The sequence below is a fragment of the Lacticaseibacillus paracasei subsp. paracasei genome (genome assembly GCF_000829035.1).
GTDB lineage: Bacteria > Bacillota > Bacilli > Lactobacillales > Lactobacillaceae > Lacticaseibacillus > Lacticaseibacillus paracasei.
Genome location: NZ_AP012541.1, coordinates 741,490 through 762,863, shown reverse-complemented (window position 1 = coordinate 762,863; position 21,374 = coordinate 741,490). Strand labels below are relative to the sequence as shown.

General features: G+C 47.5%; 17 protein-coding genes. All 17 read right to left on the bottom strand.

What is annotated here, in order from left to right:
• Positions 1 to 61 precede the first annotated feature (61 nt).
• Entirely contained in the window at positions 62 to 2,422 is a 2,361-nt protein-coding gene (locus LBPC_RS03675) for an endonuclease MutS2 (RefSeq protein WP_003662953.1), read from the bottom strand.
• Between the two features lie 68 nt (positions 2,423 to 2,490).
• Entirely contained in the window at positions 2,491 to 3,024 is a 534-nt protein-coding gene (locus LBPC_RS03670) for a CvpA family protein (protein WP_003564014.1), read from the bottom strand.
• Positions 3,025 to 3,036: 12 nt separating this feature from the next.
• The gene (locus LBPC_RS03665) at positions 3,037 to 3,282 is read right to left on the bottom strand and encodes a cell division protein ZapA (RefSeq protein ID WP_003569330.1); all 246 of its coding nucleotides are present in this window, start codon (positions 3,280 to 3,282) and stop codon (positions 3,037 to 3,039) included.
• Between the two features lie 361 nt (positions 3,283 to 3,643).
• Positions 3,644 to 3,964: a DUF1292 domain-containing protein gene (locus LBPC_RS03660; protein ID WP_003564011.1), complete on the bottom strand. Its 321-nt coding sequence runs from the start codon at positions 3,962 to 3,964 to the stop codon at positions 3,644 to 3,646.
• A 49-nt stretch (positions 3,965 to 4,013) separates the two neighbouring features.
• Positions 4,014 to 4,448: a Holliday junction resolvase RuvX gene (gene ruvX, locus LBPC_RS03655; RefSeq protein ID WP_003564009.1), complete on the bottom strand. Its 435-nt coding sequence runs from the start codon at positions 4,446 to 4,448 to the stop codon at positions 4,014 to 4,016.
• The gene (locus LBPC_RS03650; protein WP_003564007.1) at positions 4,448 to 4,708 is read right to left on the bottom strand and encodes an IreB family regulatory phosphoprotein; all 261 of its coding nucleotides are present in this window, start codon (positions 4,706 to 4,708) and stop codon (positions 4,448 to 4,450) included. Before LBPC_RS03650 ends, ruvX begins: the two co-directional genes overlap by 1 nt.
• 464 nt (positions 4,709 to 5,172) lie before the next feature.
• Complete coding sequence (gene alaS, locus LBPC_RS03640; RefSeq protein ID WP_032781247.1) at positions 5,173 to 7,818, bottom strand: alanine--tRNA ligase; 2,646 nt, start codon at positions 7,816 to 7,818, stop codon at positions 5,173 to 5,175.
• 445 nt (positions 7,819 to 8,263) lie between these two features.
• Positions 8,264 to 9,199: a hypothetical protein gene (locus tag LBPC_RS03635; protein ID WP_003563995.1), complete on the bottom strand. Its 936-nt coding sequence runs from the start codon at positions 9,197 to 9,199 to the stop codon at positions 8,264 to 8,266.
• Positions 9,200 to 9,203: 4 nt separating this feature from the next.
• Positions 9,204 to 10,550: a DEAD/DEAH box helicase gene (locus tag LBPC_RS03630; protein WP_003569318.1), complete on the bottom strand. Its 1,347-nt coding sequence runs from the start codon at positions 10,548 to 10,550 to the stop codon at positions 9,204 to 9,206.
• 5 nt (positions 10,551 to 10,555) lie between these two features.
• Positions 10,556 to 11,512 carry a DHH family phosphoesterase gene (locus tag LBPC_RS03625; protein ID WP_003563990.1) on the bottom strand — a complete coding sequence of 319 codons (957 nt, stop codon included), beginning with the start codon at positions 11,510 to 11,512 and terminating at the stop codon, positions 10,556 to 10,558.
• Positions 11,513 to 11,518: 6 nt separating this feature from the next.
• Positions 11,519 to 12,832, bottom strand: coding sequence for a DRTGG domain-containing protein (locus tag LBPC_RS03620; RefSeq protein WP_003662944.1), 1,314 nt, complete (start codon positions 12,830 to 12,832; stop codon positions 11,519 to 11,521).
• Between the two features lie 197 nt (positions 12,833 to 13,029).
• Positions 13,030 to 14,133 carry a DNA polymerase IV gene (gene dinB, locus LBPC_RS03615; RefSeq protein WP_003662943.1) on the bottom strand — a complete coding sequence of 368 codons (1,104 nt, stop codon included), beginning with the start codon at positions 14,131 to 14,133 and terminating at the stop codon, positions 13,030 to 13,032.
• Positions 14,134 to 14,337: 204 nt separating this feature from the next.
• Positions 14,338 to 15,825: a glucose-6-phosphate dehydrogenase gene (zwf, locus tag LBPC_RS03610; RefSeq protein ID WP_003563983.1), complete on the bottom strand. Its 1,488-nt coding sequence runs from the start codon at positions 15,823 to 15,825 to the stop codon at positions 14,338 to 14,340.
• Between the two features lie 29 nt (positions 15,826 to 15,854).
• Positions 15,855 to 16,499, bottom strand: a complete 645-nt coding sequence (locus LBPC_RS03605; RefSeq protein WP_003563980.1) for a metal-dependent transcriptional regulator — start codon at positions 16,497 to 16,499, stop codon at positions 15,855 to 15,857.
• A 162-nt stretch (positions 16,500 to 16,661) separates the two neighbouring features.
• Entirely contained in the window at positions 16,662 to 19,268 is a 2,607-nt protein-coding gene (adhE, locus tag LBPC_RS03600; protein ID WP_003569311.1) for a bifunctional acetaldehyde-CoA/alcohol dehydrogenase, read from the bottom strand.
• Positions 19,269 to 19,633: 365 nt separating this feature from the next.
• Positions 19,634 to 20,053: a preprotein translocase subunit YajC gene (gene yajC, locus LBPC_RS03595; RefSeq protein ID WP_003593663.1), complete on the bottom strand. Its 420-nt coding sequence runs from the start codon at positions 20,051 to 20,053 to the stop codon at positions 19,634 to 19,636.
• A gap of 70 nt (positions 20,054 to 20,123) precedes the next feature.
• Positions 20,124 to 21,266: a tRNA guanosine(34) transglycosylase Tgt gene (gene tgt, locus LBPC_RS03590; protein WP_003569308.1), complete on the bottom strand. Its 1,143-nt coding sequence runs from the start codon at positions 21,264 to 21,266 to the stop codon at positions 20,124 to 20,126.
• Positions 21,267 to 21,374 lie beyond the last annotated feature (108 nt).

Below are 21,374 nucleotides of genomic sequence, written 5' to 3'. Positions count from 1 at the left end.
GATCCCTCCTCTTACTTTTTGTAACTAAATCATAGCACAATGAAGTGTAAAAAACTACCTGCTACTTAAAGTTTACGATGGTAGCTCCTGAACCACCGGCATTTTGTGGTGCAAAGCCATACGTTTTAACCTGCCGATTGCGTTTAAGATACTGGGTCACCCCGTTGCGAATCGCGCCAGTGCCCAGTCCGTGAATAATCGTCACAGATGGATAACCGGCCAATAAGGCGGCATCAATGTATTGATCCAAATCCGCCATCGCCTGATCATACCGCTCGCCGCGCAAATCCAGCGTGGTCGATGGGCCGCTCATCCCGCCGCCACTTACTTTGACAACCGGCCGTTGCGCCGCTGATTGCTTACTTGGCTTGATTTTTTCCAGCTCATCAGTTGGTACCTTCATTTTTAAAATGCCTAGTTGAACCTGCCAATGCTTCTTATCGAATTGCTCCAGCAAGGTACCAGTTTGATCGTAACTTGCCACTTTAACCTCATCCCCAACATGCAATGCCTGTTTCTCACGTTCCCGGCGCAAGATGCGATTTTTCTGAAGCGGCTCGTCTTGATGCAATTGTTTAAGCGCCGTTTTGGCAGCAATCAATTGATTCTCTTTCACGGTTCCCGGATTCGTCAATTGCATTTGGCGCAGTTGCTTGATGATTTTATCGGCCTTCGTTTGGGTCTTGTCAACCAACGTGTTGGCCTTGTCCTTAGCCTGCTGCAACTGGGCATCGCGTTCCGTTGTGAACTTCTTGTAGGCTGCCGCTAGCTCGTCATGGACAGACTGTGCATCGGCAAGTTGACGACGAGCGGCTTCATAAGCGGTTTCCGCTGCCTTTCGCTGTTTTTCCAAGTCGCTGATCATATTATTCAGCTCATGGCTGTCCGAGCTGATCATTGACTTAGCACGCTCAACGATGACGCTCGGCAGCCCCAAACGTGCAGAAATATCAAACGCATTTGAGCGCCCAGGTACCCCGACCAAAAGGCGATAAGTCGGCTGCAGCGTTTTGCTGTCAAATTCCATCGATGCGTTAATCGTCTTTGCTGTATTGTACCCATATAACTTCAATTCCGGATAATGGGTCGTGGCAACTACATACGCGCCAACTTCACCCACTGCGTCCAAGATCGCGATTGCCAGCGCCGCACCTTCTTGCGGATCAGTGCCGGCGCCAAGTTCATCAAACAGCACTAAACTATTCTGTGACAATTGTTTGAGAATATGAACAATATTGTCCATATGTGCAGAAAAAGTCGACAAATTTTGCTCAATGGATTGTTCATCGCCAATATCTGCAAAGACTTCATCGAAAATGCCGATACGACTTTCATCATCAGCTGGAATAAACAATCCGGACTGCCCCATCAACTGCAACAGTCCTAATGTTTTGAGGGTGATTGTTTTCCCACCGGTATTCGGGCCGGTGATAACCATAGCTTGGTACTTGTCGCCCAACGGAATATCGTTGCCAACCACCTTATGCGGATCGATCAAGGGGTGCCGAGCATCACGCAACAATACGTCATTATCAGCCGACACTAACGGCTCTGTCGCTTTTTCCGCCTTGGCTAATCTCGCCTTCGCATTGATGAAGTCAAAATGCCCAAGAACCGCCGCATTCGCCTTGATTTGACCGGTATAAGGCGCTAATTCATTAGACAATTCGGCTAAGATGCGGTTAATCTCAGCTACCTCGGCCAGTTGTGCCTCACGCAGTCGATTATTCAAGGCGACAATTGCTTGCGGTTCAATAAACAAGGTTTGGCCGGTCGCACTTTGATCATGGACAACACCGCCAAATTTGGCGCGATACTCAGCCTTAACCGGAATCACGTACCGATCATCCCGAATCGTCACAATCGGGTCACTTAAATACTTTGATTGGGCGCCGCGAGTATAATTTGTCATTTTACCGCGGATCTCGCCTTCAATACTTTTGATCTGTTCACGAACACCATGCAGCTGAGGACTAGCCTCATCGGTCAATGTCCCATCAGGATCAACGGCTGTCTTCAAGCGCCGTGATAATTGCGGTAACACGGTTAACGATTCTTGAAGTGTGTAAAGCTGGCGAAAATCAATCTGATCCTGTAAATCAGTCAAAAATTTATCAATGGCACTCACCGTTTGCAAGACACGGCTGATGCTGGCTAGTTCTTGACCATTCAAAACGGCCCCAATGTCGACTCGTTTAAGCGCCGGATCAATATTCTCGAGTTGCGGCACCGGAATACCGCCTTTTAATCGCAACGCCGATGCGCCGTCTGCGGTTTCATCTAGTGCCTGTTGTACGGCGACTGGATCGGTCAGCGGCTGCATGGCCTGCACCAGCCGGCGGCCATTTGCTGTCACGACCTGACCCAACAATGCTTGCTGAATCTTGTCGTATTCAAGGGTTTTTAAAATCTTTTCATTCATAAATAATTGCTCCTATAACCAAGAAGCGCTCAAAGACGTGATAAATCGTCCCTGAGCGTCGTCAACATTCATAGCCATAAAGCATTCACAAATTGTGTTAGCCCTGGCGAATATTTGATCATGACCTTGGCAACGATGGCATGGTCTAAGCCATGTTGAATACCGGCAATCGGAATCAATGCCAGCAAGGCTAAAATCAAAAACAGAAAAATGTAACCAATCACTAAATTAGCACAGCCGCCAATAATGGCACTGCGTCGATGACCCATTGCGGCATATGTCAAGTCGTGAAACCACAATGCCCCTACTCGAGTTAATAACCAGCCAAACGTCAGCACGACTAAAAAAGCAAAGCCGCGATAAAATGCGGTATCAAGCGTCAAGCCGACTTTATCTGAATAAAATGCAAACTGACCGGCATTCGTAGCAGACGGGTAAGGCACTACCAAAGTAAAATGCGCCCCCAGTGGCCGAGCAAGTGCAGTTGCAGCAAGAAAGCTCAACCCATAACCGGCCACATGCAACCACTGCAACGCCGCACCACGACGCGCGCCGCTATAATAGAAATAAGCCAAAATTAAAATAATCGATAATGAAATCAACACGGTCCCCCACTACTCTTCCTGCTCATGATCATCCTGTTGCGCCGCCAACAGTTTGACCTGATCGGAAACAGAATTGAAGGCAACTAAAATGGCTTGTTCCTCGGCCGATAGATCTGGCGCAAGTGTTTTAACTTGCGCCAGCCGTTCATTCAGCAACTTCGTGACCGTTATAAAATGTTGTTCGGACCCTGGTCCGATAATCGTGTACGTTTTATCACCGATCACGGCTTTAAAACGACGCTTTTCTTCGCTCATTGCGTGAATGCCTCCACTCTCTCAAAGTGTATTCTACCATAGCCGGCAAGTAGGGTAAGGGGTTGATTGCGACACAGCTCAATTTATCTGTTTTGCCAGCGAATATTAAGTGGGGTTCATATGCTCGCCAGTTCAAAACCGGGCCGGCTTTAACTCCCTTTTTAGGCTGCTGGCAATTTACGCTTCGCTCGTAAACGCGCTCGCCAGCCCATAAACCTGCGTGTAAGGACCCTGAGCGCAATGGCCAAAGCCCGGCCATCACGTTCAGGTCCGCTTACACTCCGGTTTCTAACCGGTCTGGCTCGCACTCTACAAAAAGACCACCAATATTCTGGTGGTCTTACATGCCGTGAGTTAAGACTTAATCTTTCAGATTCGAATCGTCGTCGGCCAAGAAAGTGTTCAAAACTTCCTCAACCATATCCCATTCAGCATCGTCTTCAATCGGGAAAAGATCGCCCGAGCTGGCATCACCATTTTCGTCGGGGGTAAATGAGAAAGCCTGAATTTCGACTTCCTGATCGTCACTTTCACTCGCCGGATACAGCAATACGTAACTCTTGCCATAATCTTCCGAATCAAATGTGAACAAGACCTGATACAATTCTTCATTGCCTTTTTCGTCAATCAGCGTAATCTGCTGATCGTCTTCGCCGGGCGTTACATGTTCATTATTTGCCATCTTGTTTCTCCTTCAACACGGGCGGAGGTCATGCCATCACTTGCCCTGATTATTGCTTGGTCAAGGGACCTTTTGCATCCAGATAATTCTGGAGAATCATCTGAGCAGCTAATTTATCGATCACCTGCTTTTGCCGTTTGCGACTGGCATCAGCTTCTTCAATCAACATGCGGGAAGCCTCAACTGTTGTGAGTCGCTCGTCAATGAAATCAACTGGCAACCCAAACGTTGTTTTCAACAGTTCACCGTAAGCTTGTGACTTTTCCGCACGCGGTCCAATCGAGTTGTTCATGTTTTTAGGCAACCCCAATACAAACGCCGTTACCTCATATTGCTTCACAAGCTCCTTGAGGCGGGCGATGCCGAACTGCTCCTTGTCTTCGTTGATCCGAATAATTTCCAAACCTTGAGCTGTCCAGCCCAAAGGATCACTGACCGCGACCCCAACGGTTCGGGAACCGACGTCCAACCCCATCAAGCGCATTAAGCTTGCTCCTTGCCAAGATAGTTTCGAACAAGCTCTTCAATGATCTCATCGCGCTCATGTTTCCGGATTAGATTACGCGCATCATTGTACCGTGGAATATAGGCCGGGTCCCCAGAAATCAGATACCCCACAATCTGGTTGATCGGATTATACCCCTTTTCTTCAAGAGCCTTGTAAACTGTCTCCAGCGTTTCGTGAACATTCTTCGGATTGTTATCTCGAAAATCAAAATGAACGGTTTGATCTAATGTGCTCATTCTTACACCTCTATTCTATCCGCTTCACAGACCATTTTACTTGAAATACAAGCAAATGTACAATTCCTGAGCAATAGTAAGTGAATAAATGCTATTTTTTGTTCTGCGCGGCTACCAATCGTCGTTATCGACTAATTTAATGGCCTATTTGATTTTGTGCAATGGTCCGTAAAAAAATAGGTGTTGAAACACGCGGATCAACTGAATATATGATTTTGATGCCATCATGTTGTTCGGCAACCAGATAGTGTTCATTTGGTCCAAAAAAGCCAGTCAACGACAACCGCAACCTATTCATACTCCCCGCCTCGATGAAATCGTTTTCTTAAGTTTAACATGACCGCTCAACTTTGCGTGATTGACTTCACCAATCTCAGAAAAAAGGTCAAGTAAAAGCGGCAAGTTTTCGAAATTTCCAAAAACTTGCCGCTTCATTATCGATGGTGACCATCTGGCCTAATCAGCTAAGCCTTTTGGCTAATCACTGTCTTTGCTTCAGACAACGCCGCAGGAATGCCAGCTGGGTTCTTGCCGCCAGCCTGCGCCATGTCTGGACGACCACCGCCACCGCCGCCAACTTTTGGTGCAATGGCCTTGATCAAATCGCCCGCTTTAAAGCCTGCTTGGTTAGCCGTGTCATTGACAGCAACCAACAAGTTGGCCTTGCCGCTAACTTCGGTACCCAGTACCAAAATGTCAGATGCCTGCTTGGCTTTCCATTTATCCGCCAACTGTCGGAGTTCATTCATTCCTGCCACCTGAACCTGTTTGGCAATCAGTTTCAAACCGCCGACTTCCTCAGGATGATCAAAAATACCTGCCGCCGCTTGGGCTGCCAACTTGGCCTGTAAGCCAGCCACTGTCTTTTGTTCGGCTTTTAAATCCGCCTGTAATTGGGTCACTTTGCTTGGAACATTTTTGACTTGGTCAATCTTTAGATTCTCAGCAGTTTCGCTCAACCAATCCTGTTGCTGGGTCAAATATTCGTAAGCTTCTTTTGACGTGACCGCTTCGACCCGACGAATCCCGGCGCCAATCCCAGACTCACTTGTAATCTTGAATAAGCCGAGTGCATTGGAGTTGGTTGGATGAGTCCCGCCATCGAATTCGGTGTTGTAATCGCCAATCTTGACAATCCGCACGACAGAACCATATTTGTCGCCAAACATCGCAATCGCACCAAGTTTTTTGGCCTCTTCAATTGGCATTTCTTTCCAAGTAATCGGTAAAGCGTCCCAAATTTTCTGGTTCACAATCGTTTCAACTTGGCGTAGTTGCTTAGGCGTTACTTGACCAAAATTCGTAAAGTCGAAACGCAAGTAATCCGGTTCAACCAAAGAGCCAGCCTGATGTGTGTGCTCACCCAGAACATCACGCAAAGCTTGGTCCAGCAAGTGAGTTGCCGTGTGATTGAGTGATACTTTCTTACGGCGCAACGGATCAACACTTAGCCAGTATTGCTGGCCTCTTTCCAGTTTGCCCTTCACCGTAACGGTGTGCAGATTTTGGCCATTTGGCGCATGCTGCACATCGCTCACGTCAGCTAACACCGTGCCGTCTTGGGCCTTGATTTCGCCGTGGTCCGCCACTTGGCCACCCATTTCAGCATAGAATGGGGTCTCGTCAAAAATCAGTTGGGCGGTACCTTCACTGACACTATCTTGCAGTTGATCATTCACCACAATAATCTGCAAGGAGGCGTGCTTATGATCCAATTCGGTCCAGCCAGTAAATTTGCTTGGCGTAGTGATGCTCATCAGCACTTTATCTTGACTGCCCATGGACTGTCGATCACCGCGCGCTTTGCGGGCCCGATCACGCTGCGCAGCCATGTTTTTCTTGAAGCCAGCCATGTCGACTTGCAAACCTTCATCTTGAGCATATTCGTTGGTCATTTCAACTGGGAAGCCATAGGTGTCAAAGAGTTTAAACGCATCTGCTCCAGGAATTTCTTTCTTACCGTCTTGTTTCAAGTCAGCAATGATCTGATTGAGCAAGGTCACGCCGGCGTCCAAAGTCTGGCGGAAGCGTGCTTCTTCAGATTCAATGACCTTTTGAATAAACTGCTGGTTGGCCAGAATCTGTGGGTAATAACTCTTCATGATCTCACCAACAACCGGCACTAATTGATATAGAAAATCATGATCAATGCCCAGCTTTTTACCATTCAGAACCGCCCGACGAATTAATCGACGTAAAACATAGCCGCGGCCTTCATTGCTTGGTAAGGCGCCATCGCCGATCGCAAAGGTCACTGTTCGCGCATGGTCGGCAATGATTTTAAAAGAGACATCATCCTGCGCACTGACACCATAGCGCTTGCCAGCACTCATTTTCTCGGTTGCTTTGATGATTGGCATGAACAAATCGGTTTCAAAAATCGTGGGTGTGCCTTGAATAACCGCCACCAGTCGCTCCAAACCCATGCCAGTATCAATGTTCTTATGCGGTTGTTCCACAAATCGGCCATCTGGCAAATGATTCAACTCAGAAAAGACGATGTTCCAGATTTCGACATAACGCGAATTTTCGCCACCAGGATAATTTTCTGGATCATCTTCAGCCACATTATTGAATTGTTGGCCACGATCATAGAAAATTTCGGAATCGGGACCAGAAGGACCTTCACCGATATCCCAGAAATTGTCTTCCGCCTCCACAATATGATCGTCAGGCACCCCAGTTTTCTGCCAAAGTTCTTTCGTGACCTTATCTTTTGGATAGACGGTGACGTATAACCGTTTAGGATCAAATCCAAACCATTTTGGACTCGTGAGCAGTTCCCACGCCCAAGGAATGACTTCTTTTTTGAAGTAGTCGCCAACAGAAAAGTTGCCAAGCATTTCAAAGAACGTCAAATGACGAGCAGTTTTGCCGACATTTTCAATATCGTTCGTCCGAATTGATTTTTGGGCATTGGTGATCCGGGGATTGTCAGGCACTACTGATCCGTCAAAATATTTTTTCAGGGTTGCCACGCCGGAATTAATCCAAAGCAGAGTTGGATCATCAACGGGAATAAGTGATGCACTCGGTTCGACTGCATGGCCCTTGCTCTTAAAGAAATCCAGAAACATTTGGCGAATTTCACCACTGGACATTTTTTTCATCAAAAAGTTCCTCCTTGTTTGGTGTCCGTTATAACGCGCTCGCCGTCGCAGAAGCCTGCACATAAGGACCTTGACCCCAAATGGCCAGGCCCAGGCCATTTGGGGTCAAGCCCGCTTATGCTCCGGCTTCTAAACGCTCCTGCTCGCGCTCACAAAATAAAAAGCACCATTGCTGCCAAGGGCGCTTGCACGCGGTACCACCTTGGTTGCAATGATGCGAGTCATTACCACTTCATTAATTGTCGTTTAACTAATATCAGGGAGCACATCTTAGCCTGACGCGACCGTTCTCAGCTGTGCGGTCGTTTCTGTCTCGTGCAGGGTTCAACGCATGTCCTAACGAAAACTCATTATAGCTTTTCTGAAAAAAAGGGTCAACTTGTTGTTGATTATTGTCTCATCCTGATTGTTTAGCGCGCATTCAAACGCCAACGAGTACAGATTCTCAATCCATCGTAATTGTCGCCACGCGCCGATATAAAGCCGTGCCCATGTTCCCTTCGCCTGCCAACTGATAAAACGGCGACAGTGCCAAAGCTTCTTTTGCGGTTGGTTGCGCGGATAGTGGTGTGCTTTTTTGCATCGCTTCTTGGATTAGCTCACTGCCGGATCGCGTAACCGGAACAGTTAGGCCGAAGCGATTGGGAAGGTAGCGTGGCATGTCGGCTGGCAGGGTATTGCCGAATGAAAATAGGCTGGTGACACCCCCGCCTTGCAAGTATTCATATTGATCTTGGGTTGGCAGGCGGAAGCCGAAGTAACTAAGTGCTTTTTGCAGCTCAGATTTTTGCCAGTTTTTGCTGATGCTGACCTGATAATGGTGCGCACTGGCAAGTCGCAGGATCACCGATCCGCTAGTCAAAGTTGCTGGCCAGCCGGATTGAGAAAACGGATCAAGACTGCCATGGCGGTCCAGCAAGGCCAGCACTTGAGCACGAACAGCCGCGTAGGCCATATGATTGCCCTTAAAAATACGTGTCGTTAAACTGACTCGGCCTAAAATCTCTTCGCTCGCTGGCATTGCTCTCGTTGCCACGAGCATCGCTGGTATATCAACTTGTCGTTCAGGCGAAAGCTGATGGCTCAGGTCTTGCATGGTTAGTCCGCTTTGCCCCAAATAATCAGCTAACTGCCCTTGTTGATCAGCCGCAAAACCTAAGCTAACATTAGGCATCCCCGGGACCAACCGTAACCATTCCCCGCCAATCATTGCCTCGAACGTATGCAAAGTTTGGCCAAAAAAAGTCACCGTCAACGGCCGAATATCGTCAACGGACAATAACGGACTTAGAAAGTATCGTGTGAGTTGCTGAAAAATAAACTTCTGCCGCGCTTCATCCAGCGTGTTCCAGGTCGGCAGGGTCAGGTCGTTGACTGCCATATGCTCACCCTCGTTTGCGGTTCTTGCGTTTTTCTGCTAACAGCGCTTGGCGCCGAGCAATTTTGGTATTTCGTTTGCGTTCTAATAACACCGCAGTTCGAATCTTTTTACGATAATTCGGCATGTGCTTTTGCTTTGCCTTTTTCACCAAACCGCGAATGGCAAGACTGGTGTCTTCTTGCTTCGGTTTGCGGTGAACTCGACGATTGCGGTCATAAGTGTCGACAAGCTCACCGTTTTTGATCATTTTCGGCGCAAACTTAATGCCCATATGCTCTAATTCGGCAATTTGATCTTCCTGTCCCGGTTCGTACAGTGTCACCGCTGTACCAGCCATGCCATTCCGACCGGTTCGGCCCACTCGGTGAATAAAGAACTCGTTGTCGCGCGGAATCTCGGCATTGATGACCATTGAGACCCCCTTGATATCGATACCCCGAGCAGCAAGATCAGTGGCGACCACATACTGATATTTGAGGTCGGCAACATCCTTCATCACGCGCCGACGTTCTCGCGGCTGAATGCCACCATGAATCTTAGCCACCTTCAAACCTTGATGCTTCAAGAAGTCATGGATAGCATCCACGCTGGTTTTGGTGTTAGCAAAAATCAGCACTAAAAAGGGATGCCCCATCGTGACAAGCTGATAGATTAACTCATTTTTATCGCGCCCTTTTGCCGCAATCAAAATGTTTTCAACCGTGTCAGCAATCACCGACTGCGGTTTCAATTCAATCGTCGTTGGATTGTCCATGTACTTGCGCAAGAATGGTTCCAGTTTTTGCGGAATAGTCGCCGAAAAAACAGCCATTTGCAGATGATCTGGAAAACTCGAGGCAATCGCATCAACCGTTTCGAGGAAGCCCATATCCAGCGTCATGTCAGCTTCGTCGACTACAAAATGACGGACAGACGATGGCACTAAATCATAGCCTTTGATCATGTCCAAGATTCGACCTGGCGTTCCGATAGCCACATGTGGTTGATGATTTTGCAACTTGTCGATCTGCTTTTGCTTGTCCATTCCCCCGACTAAACGGTTAATCCGAATCGCGGGCTCAGTTTGTATGAGTTGCTGGGCAACCGCATAAATTTGATTGGCTAACTCACGTGAAGGGGCAGTGATCACGACCTGAGTCGCATCTTCGGTAGGATCTACCATACTGAGTAAGGGTACCAAAAAGGCGTGAGTTTTCCCGCTACCGGTCTGGCTTTGTCCAACAATGTTTTCACCACGCAAAAGCGCCGGAATAACTTTTTGTTGAATGGGTGTCGGGGCGGTGATGGCCATTGCATTGAGACCATCGATAACAAAAGGTTTTAGTTGAAATTGTTTGAATTGATTCTCCATAATGCCTACTTTCCTGAGGTCGAATATTCTTTGACCAGTTGATCGAGTTGCGTCTCGATTTGAATCAGTTCGTCAAAATTAGCTGCCTTAGCGCCGCTTGCTAATGGATGACCACCGCCATTGTGTGCTTTGGCAAGTGTGTTGATGATGGGACCTTTTGAACGCAGATGAACGCGGTAACCGCCTTCTGCCTGTTCAATAAATTCTGCCCAAGCAATGACGGTATCCAGTCGGCCGGGTGTGCCGACAACAGCGCTTACCTGATCATCAGCCAGTTTCAGCTCGTTGATCGCGGTCCGTGGTACCGTCACACTGGCGGCACCTGCTGGGGTAATTTTCAGATGATCGACAACATAGCCTTGCAACCGTGCTTGTGCCAACGTCACCGTGTTCATCCGATTATTAATGGCTGTTGGATCAAAATCCTTTTTAATCAACTCAGCCGCGACCTGCAACGTATGCGGGGTCGTATTGTTAAATAAAAATCGGCCGGTGTCGCCAACAATCCCAGCGTACATTAGGCGAGCAGCCTTATCGCTGAGTTTCAAAACACCGTTGCTGGCGGCGATTAAATCGTAAATCAGTTCAGAGGCAGAGCTAGCGTTGTTATCGACCCAAACAAGATCGCCATACGCATCATCGTTCGGATGATGATCGATTTTGATCAGCATTTTCCCCTTGTTGAAGCGCTCATCAGAAACTCGCGGCGTATCGGCAGTATCGGTCACAATCACGAGAGCATCCTTGTAAACGTCATCAGTAATGGTTTGTTCCTGTGCCAACCAGCTCAAATTGCCAGTGTCACTACCAACCTGATACACTTTCTTATCCGGAAAACTAGCGCGAATGGTTTCTGCTAAGCCAACTTGGGAACCCAACGCATCTGGATCTGGGTTCACATGACGATGGATAATGATTGGATCGTTTGCCTTGATGGCGTTAATAATATCGGTTTGAATCATCAAAAATCAATTCCTTTCTAATAGCTGGCAGGTCACAATCGCTTTAGCAACCTGAACCCCGTCGCTTAAGACATCAACATCCAGCGTCGCATCATGCCTAGTCATCTCAAGTTCACGTAACAAGACGGTGACCACACTTTCTAACTGGATGGGTCGAAATGTTGTTAAATTCAGTCCTTCGACCAACACGTTTCGCCGCCCCGTGTCATGCAAATAACGGGTAGTGCAACCGTTAATGGCTTCAGCCAGCACCCCAAAACTCATAGTGCCAAGCGAATTGGTCATGGCCGGCACGGTTTTCAACTCGTAACCGCCAACGTAAGGCGGTTGCGGTGTGATGGCGGTCAGTTGAGCGCTGACCTGATCGGCAATGGTATTGGATAGTTCGCGACTGTGGGCAATGCCTGTGAGACTTGAAAAAACCGCGTTGCGGGTCACAATTCCCAACAGATTCCAGCTATCATCCACCACCGGCATGGCCGTTAAACCGGTATCCTGCATGGTATGCCCCACAGCAGTCACACTAAGGTAAGGTTTGACAGTTTGCGGATCCTTCTGCATCAACCGTTCAATCGGCACCGTCGGCTTCTTACCGCCAACCAGCGATGGCCGCATGACGCCAACCAATCGCCCATTGCGCGTCACGACCGGCAATGGATATCGCGGATCGGGCAACAGCAAATAATCACCGACCGTCGCCTCAACACCAATGGTTTGAATTTGGGCCAACGGCGTATAAATGGCAGCTACTGTCAAAATATCCTGTTTGATCGCCTGATCTGACAAAGCTCGATTGATCATGGTTGCAACTGTAAAGGTATCATAAGCAGTTTGCAACACAGGCAACTGCTGATCATCCGCCAAGGCGATAATCGCCGCACTAGTTTCGAATCCCCCGGTGATCAACACCGCAGCACCATCTTCTAGTGCCAGCCGTTGTGCATCTTCACGGTTTCCGACAATCATCAACGAGTTACGCGTGATGTAAGGCCGCATGGCAGCTGGTGTCATCGCCCCGATCACGAATTTGTCCAATTTCTTGTCCATACCGGCCTGCCCGCCTAAAACTTTGGCGTCAATCAAATCAACCAGTGTTTTGAATGTCACAGATTCAATTGGATTTAACGGTTTTTGTTCAATCCGAATCGTGCCGACACGCGCAATTGTCGAGACAAAGCCGGTATTCTCGGCTTCCTTAATAGCTCGATAAGCGGTTCCTTCGCTGACTTTCAAATGCTTCGCGATTGACCGAACGGAAATCTTCTTGCCAACCGCCAAGTTTGCGATATAATCCAAAATCTGCTCATGCTTTGTCGCCATACCATCACCCCACTGCAATCTATCGTTAGTATACCATAGGTTACGGCTGTACTATGACAGACGAAGCGCGAGCCAACCCGGTTTCTGGGTTGGCGAGCGCGTTATGGGAAAAACGTGCGCTAAACCGCATTAATTAGCTCAAGTAGCGCATGCCGCTACTTGAGCCCCTACAGCAAGCACCCCTTCGCTGTCTGTCTTCACAACGGTAAGTCCAAATTCTCATACTGCTTCGGATCCAACCCGGTCACGGTAATCCCAAGTAACCGGATGGCCAAGTTCGACATGGCAACACTGCCCCAGAGCTGCCACGCTGCATCGAAAATGGCTTGTTCGCCTTCGAAGTAGTGATCTTGGGTTAGCCGCTTTGTTTGCGTGATGAAGTCCACATCGCGCACCTTAAGCACCACGGTTTTGCCGTGCATAGCTTTTTGATTCAACGATGTCACGACCATCCCTGCCAGATTGTGTAACTGTGTCTGAACCGCCTCGGCGTCAGTTAGAGGCGTGCCATAGGTTCGTTCTTTGCCAATTGACTTCGCCGTCCGAACAGCAACAGGACGATTGTCAAGGCCACGAGCATGTTGATAAAGCACAAATCCCATTTTGCCAAACATCCGGATCAAATCATCTTGCGATAAGGCCCGTAAAGACTTGCCATCAGTGACACCTAAGTCGGTTAACTTCGGCAACGTTTTCTTACCAACCCCGCGAAACTGCTTGATCGGCAGCCGATCCAAAAATAATAAGGCTTGTTCTGGCAAAACCAGTGTACGACCAACCGGTTTATTGTAATCAGAGGCTTGCTTGGCGATAAATTTATTGTAGGAAATGCCAATGGAACTTGTGAGCTGCGTTGCCTGACTAATTTGATCTTGCAGCCACAATGCCAAGGCGATCGTACTCGGGAACATCTTGTTGGCCGTGACATCAAGATAAGCTTCATCGAACGCCACTGGTTCAATTAGATCGGTCACTTGATGAAACAAGGCGTGAATTTGCGCGGACACTGCTTTATATTTTGGAAAATCCGGCGTCTTAAACACCAGTTTTGAACGAGGCACAAGTTGCAAGGCTTCGTTGGCCGGCATTGCCGAATGAACGCCATAACGTCTGGCGACATAGTTGGCCGTTGTCACAACACCTTTGCCGCCAGTTGTACGCGGATCCCGGGCAATTACCAAGGCTTTACTACGCAATTGCGGATTATCGCGCATCTCAATTGAAGCATAAAAGGCGTCCATATCCAGATGAATGATTTTCCGGGAAGTATCGTTTTGTAATGGTAATTCAAATAACGCCATGAGCTTCCCCTTCCTCGTATCAACTGTTCTGTTATTCTTTCTGTCGCGCTAGTTCACGTTCAGCTTTAACGATCAAGACCGATTCTACTCGGACCACCTATAACGCGCTCGTCAGCCCAGAAACCCGGGCTGACTCGCGTTCACTAAAAAAAGGACCCTGACCGCCTTTTCGGGTCACAGTCCCTTTTGTTTATCTGTGAAAGCCTAGTCCGCCAGTTTAATTCGGCGTGGTTGCCAGAACCATTGGCGGCCATCACGAGCTAACAAATCAAACGCTGCTTGCGGACCCATCGTGGCAGCCGGATATGTCGGCATTTCTGTTTCCTGTGACCAAGCTGCTTGAATCGCATCGATGAACCGCCAAGATGCCGATAACTCTGACCAATGAGTAAAGTTTGTCTGATCGCCTTCAAGCACATTATTGATTAATCGTTCATATGCTTCTGGAGCAGCAGCGGCGGCTTCCGGATCATGACGATACCGCAACTCATCGGGTTCAATATTAAAGCCTGTGCCAAGGGCCTTACCATTCAATTGCAACGAATAGCCTTCACTTGGCTCGATATAAATGGTCAAGCTGTCTGGTTGACTTCCGGTTTCTCGGTTGAATAACGGACTTGCGACCGGTTTAAATGTCAGTGTCAGCTGGGTTGACTTCCGAGTTAACCGTTTACCAGTGCGAATATAAACCGGCACACCCTCCCATTGCGGCATATCTAACATAATTTTGCCTGCGACAAAAGTGGCTGTTTGTGAATTTGCTGCCACGCCTTCTTCTTGCCGATAACCCAGCACTTGGTCGCCATCTACTTCGGCGCTTGCATATTGCGCACGCACAAAATTTTCTTTAGCAGTTGCAAGATCATAAGGCTTCAAAGCGGCAAACACTTGATCCTTGGCCGTCAAAATGTCGTTAGCCGTAAAAGTCTTTGGTTTTGGCATTGTCAGATAAGACAGCACCTGCATCACATGGTTTTGCACCATATCACGCAACGCGCCGGCCTTTTCATAATAACCAGCGCGTTCCTCAACCCCGACCGCCTCGGAAAGTGTGATTTGAATATTGTCGATGTAATCCTTGTTCCAGACTCCTTCAAAAATGGCATTATCAAACCGAAAAGCCAACAGATTCTGAATCATTTCTTTGCCAAGATAATGGTCAATTCGGAAAATCTGATCATCATCGAAGGTTGCAGTTAACGAATCGTTTAGTTCTTTAGCACTGGCATAATCATGACCAAACGGTTTTTCGATAATTAATCGGTTGAAACCGCGCTCCGTCAGCAAATGTTCCGATTTCAGATGGCTCGCAATTGTTTCGAAGAAATCTGGTGCCATGGCCATGTAAAAGATGCGATTGCCACCAGTCACATACTGATCGTCCAATTTTGCAGCAAGATTTTTCAAGGTAATGTAATGATCTGCATCGGTTACATCATGACTCTGATAAAAGAAATGCTGGGCAAAGGCTTTTGCTTGGTCACGATCCACATCATCGCCAGCGACGGCGTTTTCAACAACCTCGTGATAATGATCATCAGTCCACGGACGCCGCGCTGTGCCGATCACCGCAAAATGCTCAGCGAGGACACCACGACGGTAAAGATTAAACAGTGCGGGATACAACTTGCGTGAGGCTAGATCTCCTGAACCTCCAAAAATAATAATCACAGCACGTGACTCTTCTGGCATGTATACGACCCTGCTTTCTCTAGACTTAATTACAATTCGACAAAAATGTGATCAGCACGATCTGCATCGACCGCCAATTCTTTTCCGGTACGGGCTAACTTGATGATCACGGCATCTAAGGTTTTCGCAGTCACCGTGAATTCATCATCCAGCCTCAGGTCAATTTTAACCGTGTAATCAATCAACGAAACTTCATCAATCACGCGTTCAATATGCCCACTTTGCCCAACATCTAACGTGCCTAATGTCACCCGACTTTGTTGGAGATAGTGGCCATTGGCATCCGGAATAACACCGCCGTGCGGACAATAGCGAGGTTCGCCCAACATGGCTGACAACCGTTTGGCCATTTCCGGCGTTAAGGCATGTTCCAGTTTTTCTGCTTCTTGATGGACCGCATCAGCTGGATATTTAAGGCACTGAACCAGAAACACTTCCCAGAGCCGATGATTACGCACCAAAATGGCCGCCTTTTTCCGGCCAGCTGATGTCAGCTGGATACCTTGATAAGGCGTGTGCGCAACCAGTTTTTCTTCGCCCAGTTTGTTGATCATCTCACTGACCGAAGCAGCAGAAACATGCATACCGGCAACGATTTGTTTATTAGAGACCAGCTGTGTATCGCCGCCAATCTCAAAAATCAATTTAAGATAATCCTCTTTATTCGGTGTCATTTTACATCCTTACTTTTAATTTGCAGTCACTGTACTCCATTATGCCATGAGTCACACAAAAAAACACGCCAATTTACTGACGTGTTTTTCGTGATCGGCTCAAATAATGTCGCCATTGAATTCTCTGCGCCGATCATTGTGAAATGATTAGCAGCAAACATCTTAGAAAGTGGATTCGGTGCCTTCATATTCATCAAGGATGATATGCTTCAAGTCGCCGATTAACGGTTCCTGCGGGTTGGTAACGGTGCAGTTATCTTCATAAGCCAGTTCGGCAAGACGATCAACTTGCTTGTCGAGATCAGCCTTTTTAACGCCTTGTTCCTTCAAACTGAGCTTGACGCCAACACTGTGAGCCAGCTTGATGAAGGCCTGAACATAGCTTTCAACCAATTCATCAGTTGTCTTGCCAGGAAGGCCGAGGTAGCGAGCGATTTCTGCGTAGTCTTCGTTAGCGCGGAAGTAGCTATACTTCGCCCAGATAGCGCGCTTCTTCGGTTGACTCGCATTGAAGCGAATAACATGTGGCATCGTGATCGCGATGCAACGACCGTGAGGCAGATGGAACGCTTGCCCAATCTTATGCGCAATGCTGTGGTTAATGCCCAACAGTGCGTTGGCAAAGGCCATCCCAGCAATGGTTGAAGCGTCATGCATCTTTGACTTTGCTTCGACGTCGCCATGATAACTCTTTTCCAGATTTTCGAAGACCAACTTGATTGCTTCCAAACTCAGGCCCTTAGTGTAATGAGTGGCCATGGTTGAAACATAACTTTCGGTTGCGTGGCAGAGCACATCCAAACCGGAATCAGCGACAACCACTGGCGGTACGGATTCGATGAACTGACTGTCCACAATCGCGATGTCTGGCGTCAATGCATAGTCAGCTAACGGATACTTGATGCCAGCCTTGGAATCGGTGATAACCGCAAAAGGTGTTACTTCTGAACCAGTCCCAGAAGTTGTTGGAATGCAGACAAGCTTTGTCTTATTCAGATTCGGGAAGGTGTAAGTCCGCTTCCGGATATCCAAGAATTTCTGCTTAGCGCCGAAGAAATCAGCATCCCCGGCATCGTTGAACAAGCACATCCCTTTGGCAGCATCCATAACAGACCCGCCGCCGATAGCAATGACGGTATCCGGTCCAAATGAGCGCATGATATCGGTCCCCTTGAAGACCGTGTCAGTTGATGGATCAGGTTCAACATCGACAAAAGTCTGAACTTGAACAGGATTTTCACGCCGAGCCAGAACATCTTCAACGATCTTGACGAAGCCTAACTTTTCCATGCTTCGATCAGCAACGATGAAGGCCCGTTTGATGCCTTCCATGTGTTCGAGGTAACGAACAGAATTCTTTTCAAAATAGATCTTTGGTGGCAATTTCATCCACTGCATGTTATTGCGGCGTTTTGCCATTGTCTTGATGTTAAGCAAGTCGACCGTCCCCACGTTATGCGAAATTGAGTTACCACCGTATGAGCCGCAGCCCAGTGTCAAACTTGGAATCATTTCGTTGTAAAGATCGCCAATCCCGCCGACAGAAGATGGTGTGTTGATCAAAATCCGGCAAGCTTGCATAGCATCGGCATACTTCAAAGCTAACTCATCATCAGCCGTGTGAATGACTGCCGTATGACCCAAACCGCCGATATCAAGCATGGTTTCACATTTCTTGAAGGCATCTTCATGACCATCTGCTTTGACCATGGCCAGTACTGGACTTAGTTTTTCACGAGACAGTGGATACTTTTCGCCAACACCTTTCAATTCAGCAATCAGAATCGTGGTGTTATCAGGAATCGTGATCCCCGCCCATTCAGCAATCTGCTTAGGACTTTGACCAACGATTCGCGGATTGACACTTTGCTTTTCAAGATTAATGACGGTACTTTCGAACTTCTTCATGTCCTTCTGTTTAACGAAGTAAGCACCTTGGGCTTCAAATTCCTTCTTCACATCATCGTAAATGCTGGAATCAATAATCACGCCTTGTTCGGAAGCACAGATCATGCCATTATCAAAACTCTTTGAAAGTACTAAGTCATTGACAGCTTGTTTGATGTTAGCGCTGGCTTCAATGTAAGCTGGCGCATTCCCGGCCCCAACACCCAGTGCTGGCTTGCCTGATGAATAGGCGGACTTAACCATGCCAGGACCGCCCGTTGCCAAAATCGTGGCGATACCAGGGTGATCCATCAAAGCTTTAGTCGCATCCATACTTGGTACAGGGATATATTGCAAAGCACCCTTTGGTAAGCCTGCTTTTTCGGCTTCATCACGGATGACCTCCAACGCACGCGCTGAAGACTTTTGGGCACCCGGATGGAAGGCGAAAATGATTGGATTACGGGTTTTAATGGCAATTTCGGATTTGAACATGGTCGTTGAAGTTGGGTTCGTCACTGGGGTCACACCAGCGATAACACCAATTGGTTCAGCAATCGATACCAAGCCGCGTTGCTTGTCTTCATTGATCACACCAACGGTCTTGTTGTTCTTGATTGAATGCCAAATTTCTTCAGTGGCGAACATGTTCTTGATCGCTTTATCTTCCCACACGCCTCGGCCCGTCTCGTCAACAGCGAGTTTTGCCAATTCCATATGATGATCCAAACCAGCGATTGCCATCCGATGAACGATGTGATCGATCTTTTCTTGATCGAAAGTTTTCATGATCTTCAAAGCGGCATGCGCATTCGCAACCAATTCGTCAACCATACTCTTAACATCAACTTCGGTAGCAGTCTTCGCAGTATTCTTTAACATGAGCTTACCTCCAAGTGTTTTGCGGAATTTTTTGTTAACCATTTCACAAGAACATCATAACCGGTCTTTGTGATTTTGTAAACAATTTTGGTGAATTTTTTCACGAAAAATCGACTTGCTCACTGATATTGTTGTGTTCATTGACTTTAATTGCTTATTTCACTTTGTATTTTTTTGAACTATTAAGGCAAATTTGCAGTTTTTTTCTGACTTAGAGGTCTTTTAAAGTCATTTATCAAAAAAGAACGCGGTGTTTTGACATCTCCCCGTGATAGGCGCCAATCCGCTCTTAAAACGCAAAAAAAGAGAAGGCTAAACACCTTCCCTTACGTCACCTATATTGAATTCTCTATCAGATGACGAATCTATTTGTCGTCTTCTGCCTTGCTATCACTTTTGGCATCGGTTTGATCGTCAGCCTTTGGTGCAGCCTCTTCAACTGGTTTAGCTTCGCGTTGTTCATCAGTATTATGTGCTTCTTCAGCCTTTGTCACGGTAGCGGCTGGTGCAGGCGCTGCAGGACGAGTTGCTGTGCCGCGAACAGCACTCAAGTTAAAGGTCAAATAGATGCCGTCAGAATCAATGACAACCGTCCCAGCTTGCTGGTCGATTGAATCAATGACACCGTGCAACCCACCGATCGTGATGATGGGGTCGCCTTTTTTAAGCTGATTCAACATTTCTTGACGCTTTTGCTGTTGTTTCTTTTGCGGACGAACCATGCCAAAATACATGAAGCCCACGAAAATCAGCAGCATAATGATCATTGTCATATTACCATTCAATTTAGGCACCTCTTATTTTTATTTTGTCAACAAACAGTGTAACAGAATTAGGCGGTCTACTCCAAATAATCTAAAAATTCTTTGCTTTTTCCTTGTTGTATCCGTAAGCTTCAAAGAAATCTTCACGGAAAGCCAGCAAATCATCATTGGCAATCGCTTCACGCACTTGCTGCATCAAGTGCAGTAAGAAGTAGAGATTATGGTAGGTCGTCAACCGAATACCGAAAGCTTCACCAACATGGATCAGATGGCGAATATAGGCGCGGCTATAGTTACGACACGTGTAGCAATCGCAATTAGGATCCAACGGTCCAAAGTCATGCGCATATTTCGCATTTTTAATGACGAGCCGGCCACGGCTGGTCATGCAAGTACCATTTCGGGCAATCCGAGTTGGTAAGACGCAGTCAAACATATCAATGCCACGCAAGGCGCCATCAATCAGCGCATCCGCAGAGCCGACACCCATCAAATAGCGCGGTTTGTTTTCCGGCAGCAGCGGGGTAGTGAAATCAAGGACATGGTTCATCTCATCTTTTGATTCACCAACAGACAAGCCACCAATCGAATAACCAGGAAAATCCATGCTAACAAGATCCTTAGCACTTTGCTCGCGCAAGTCTTTGAATCCGGCACCTTGCACAATACCAAAAAGCGCCTGCCAATCAGGATTCTTGTGAGCCTGCAAGCCACGTTCAGCCCAACGACTGGTTCGAGCAACACTCTTTTTAACATAATCATAGCTTTCAAAAAACGGCGGACATTCATCCAAACTCATCATGATGTCAGGTCCCAACGCGTTTTCAATTGCGATCGCCTTTTCTGGGGACAGGAACATCTTGGCACCATTCAAATGATTTTTGAAAGTGACACCTTCTTCAGTAATATGTCTAGTGTCGGCTAGCGAAAAGACTTGAAAGCCACCTGAGTCAGTCAGGATACCTTTGTGCCAGTTCATAAACTTGTGCAAACCGCCCGCTTCTTCAATCAGTTCTGGCCCCGGCCGTAACCACAGATGATACGTGTTCGCCAAGATAACAGTGGCCCCCATCGTATCCAATTCTTCAGGCGCCATTGTTTTCACGCTCGCCTGTGTGCCAACAGGCATAAACATTGGGGTTGGAAATGTGCCGTGCGGCGTGATCAATTCACCCAACCGCGCACCGCTATGCTTGTCCTGATGAATCAGACGATACTTAACTGCTGGTTCCATACATTCTCCTCATTCATGGCAATGCCCTCGCAGCACCGCCGCTTGATTTTCTCGTGACGTCAGTTTAACAGAGTTACTTGTTATTTAAAAGTAAGTGCATGCATATCA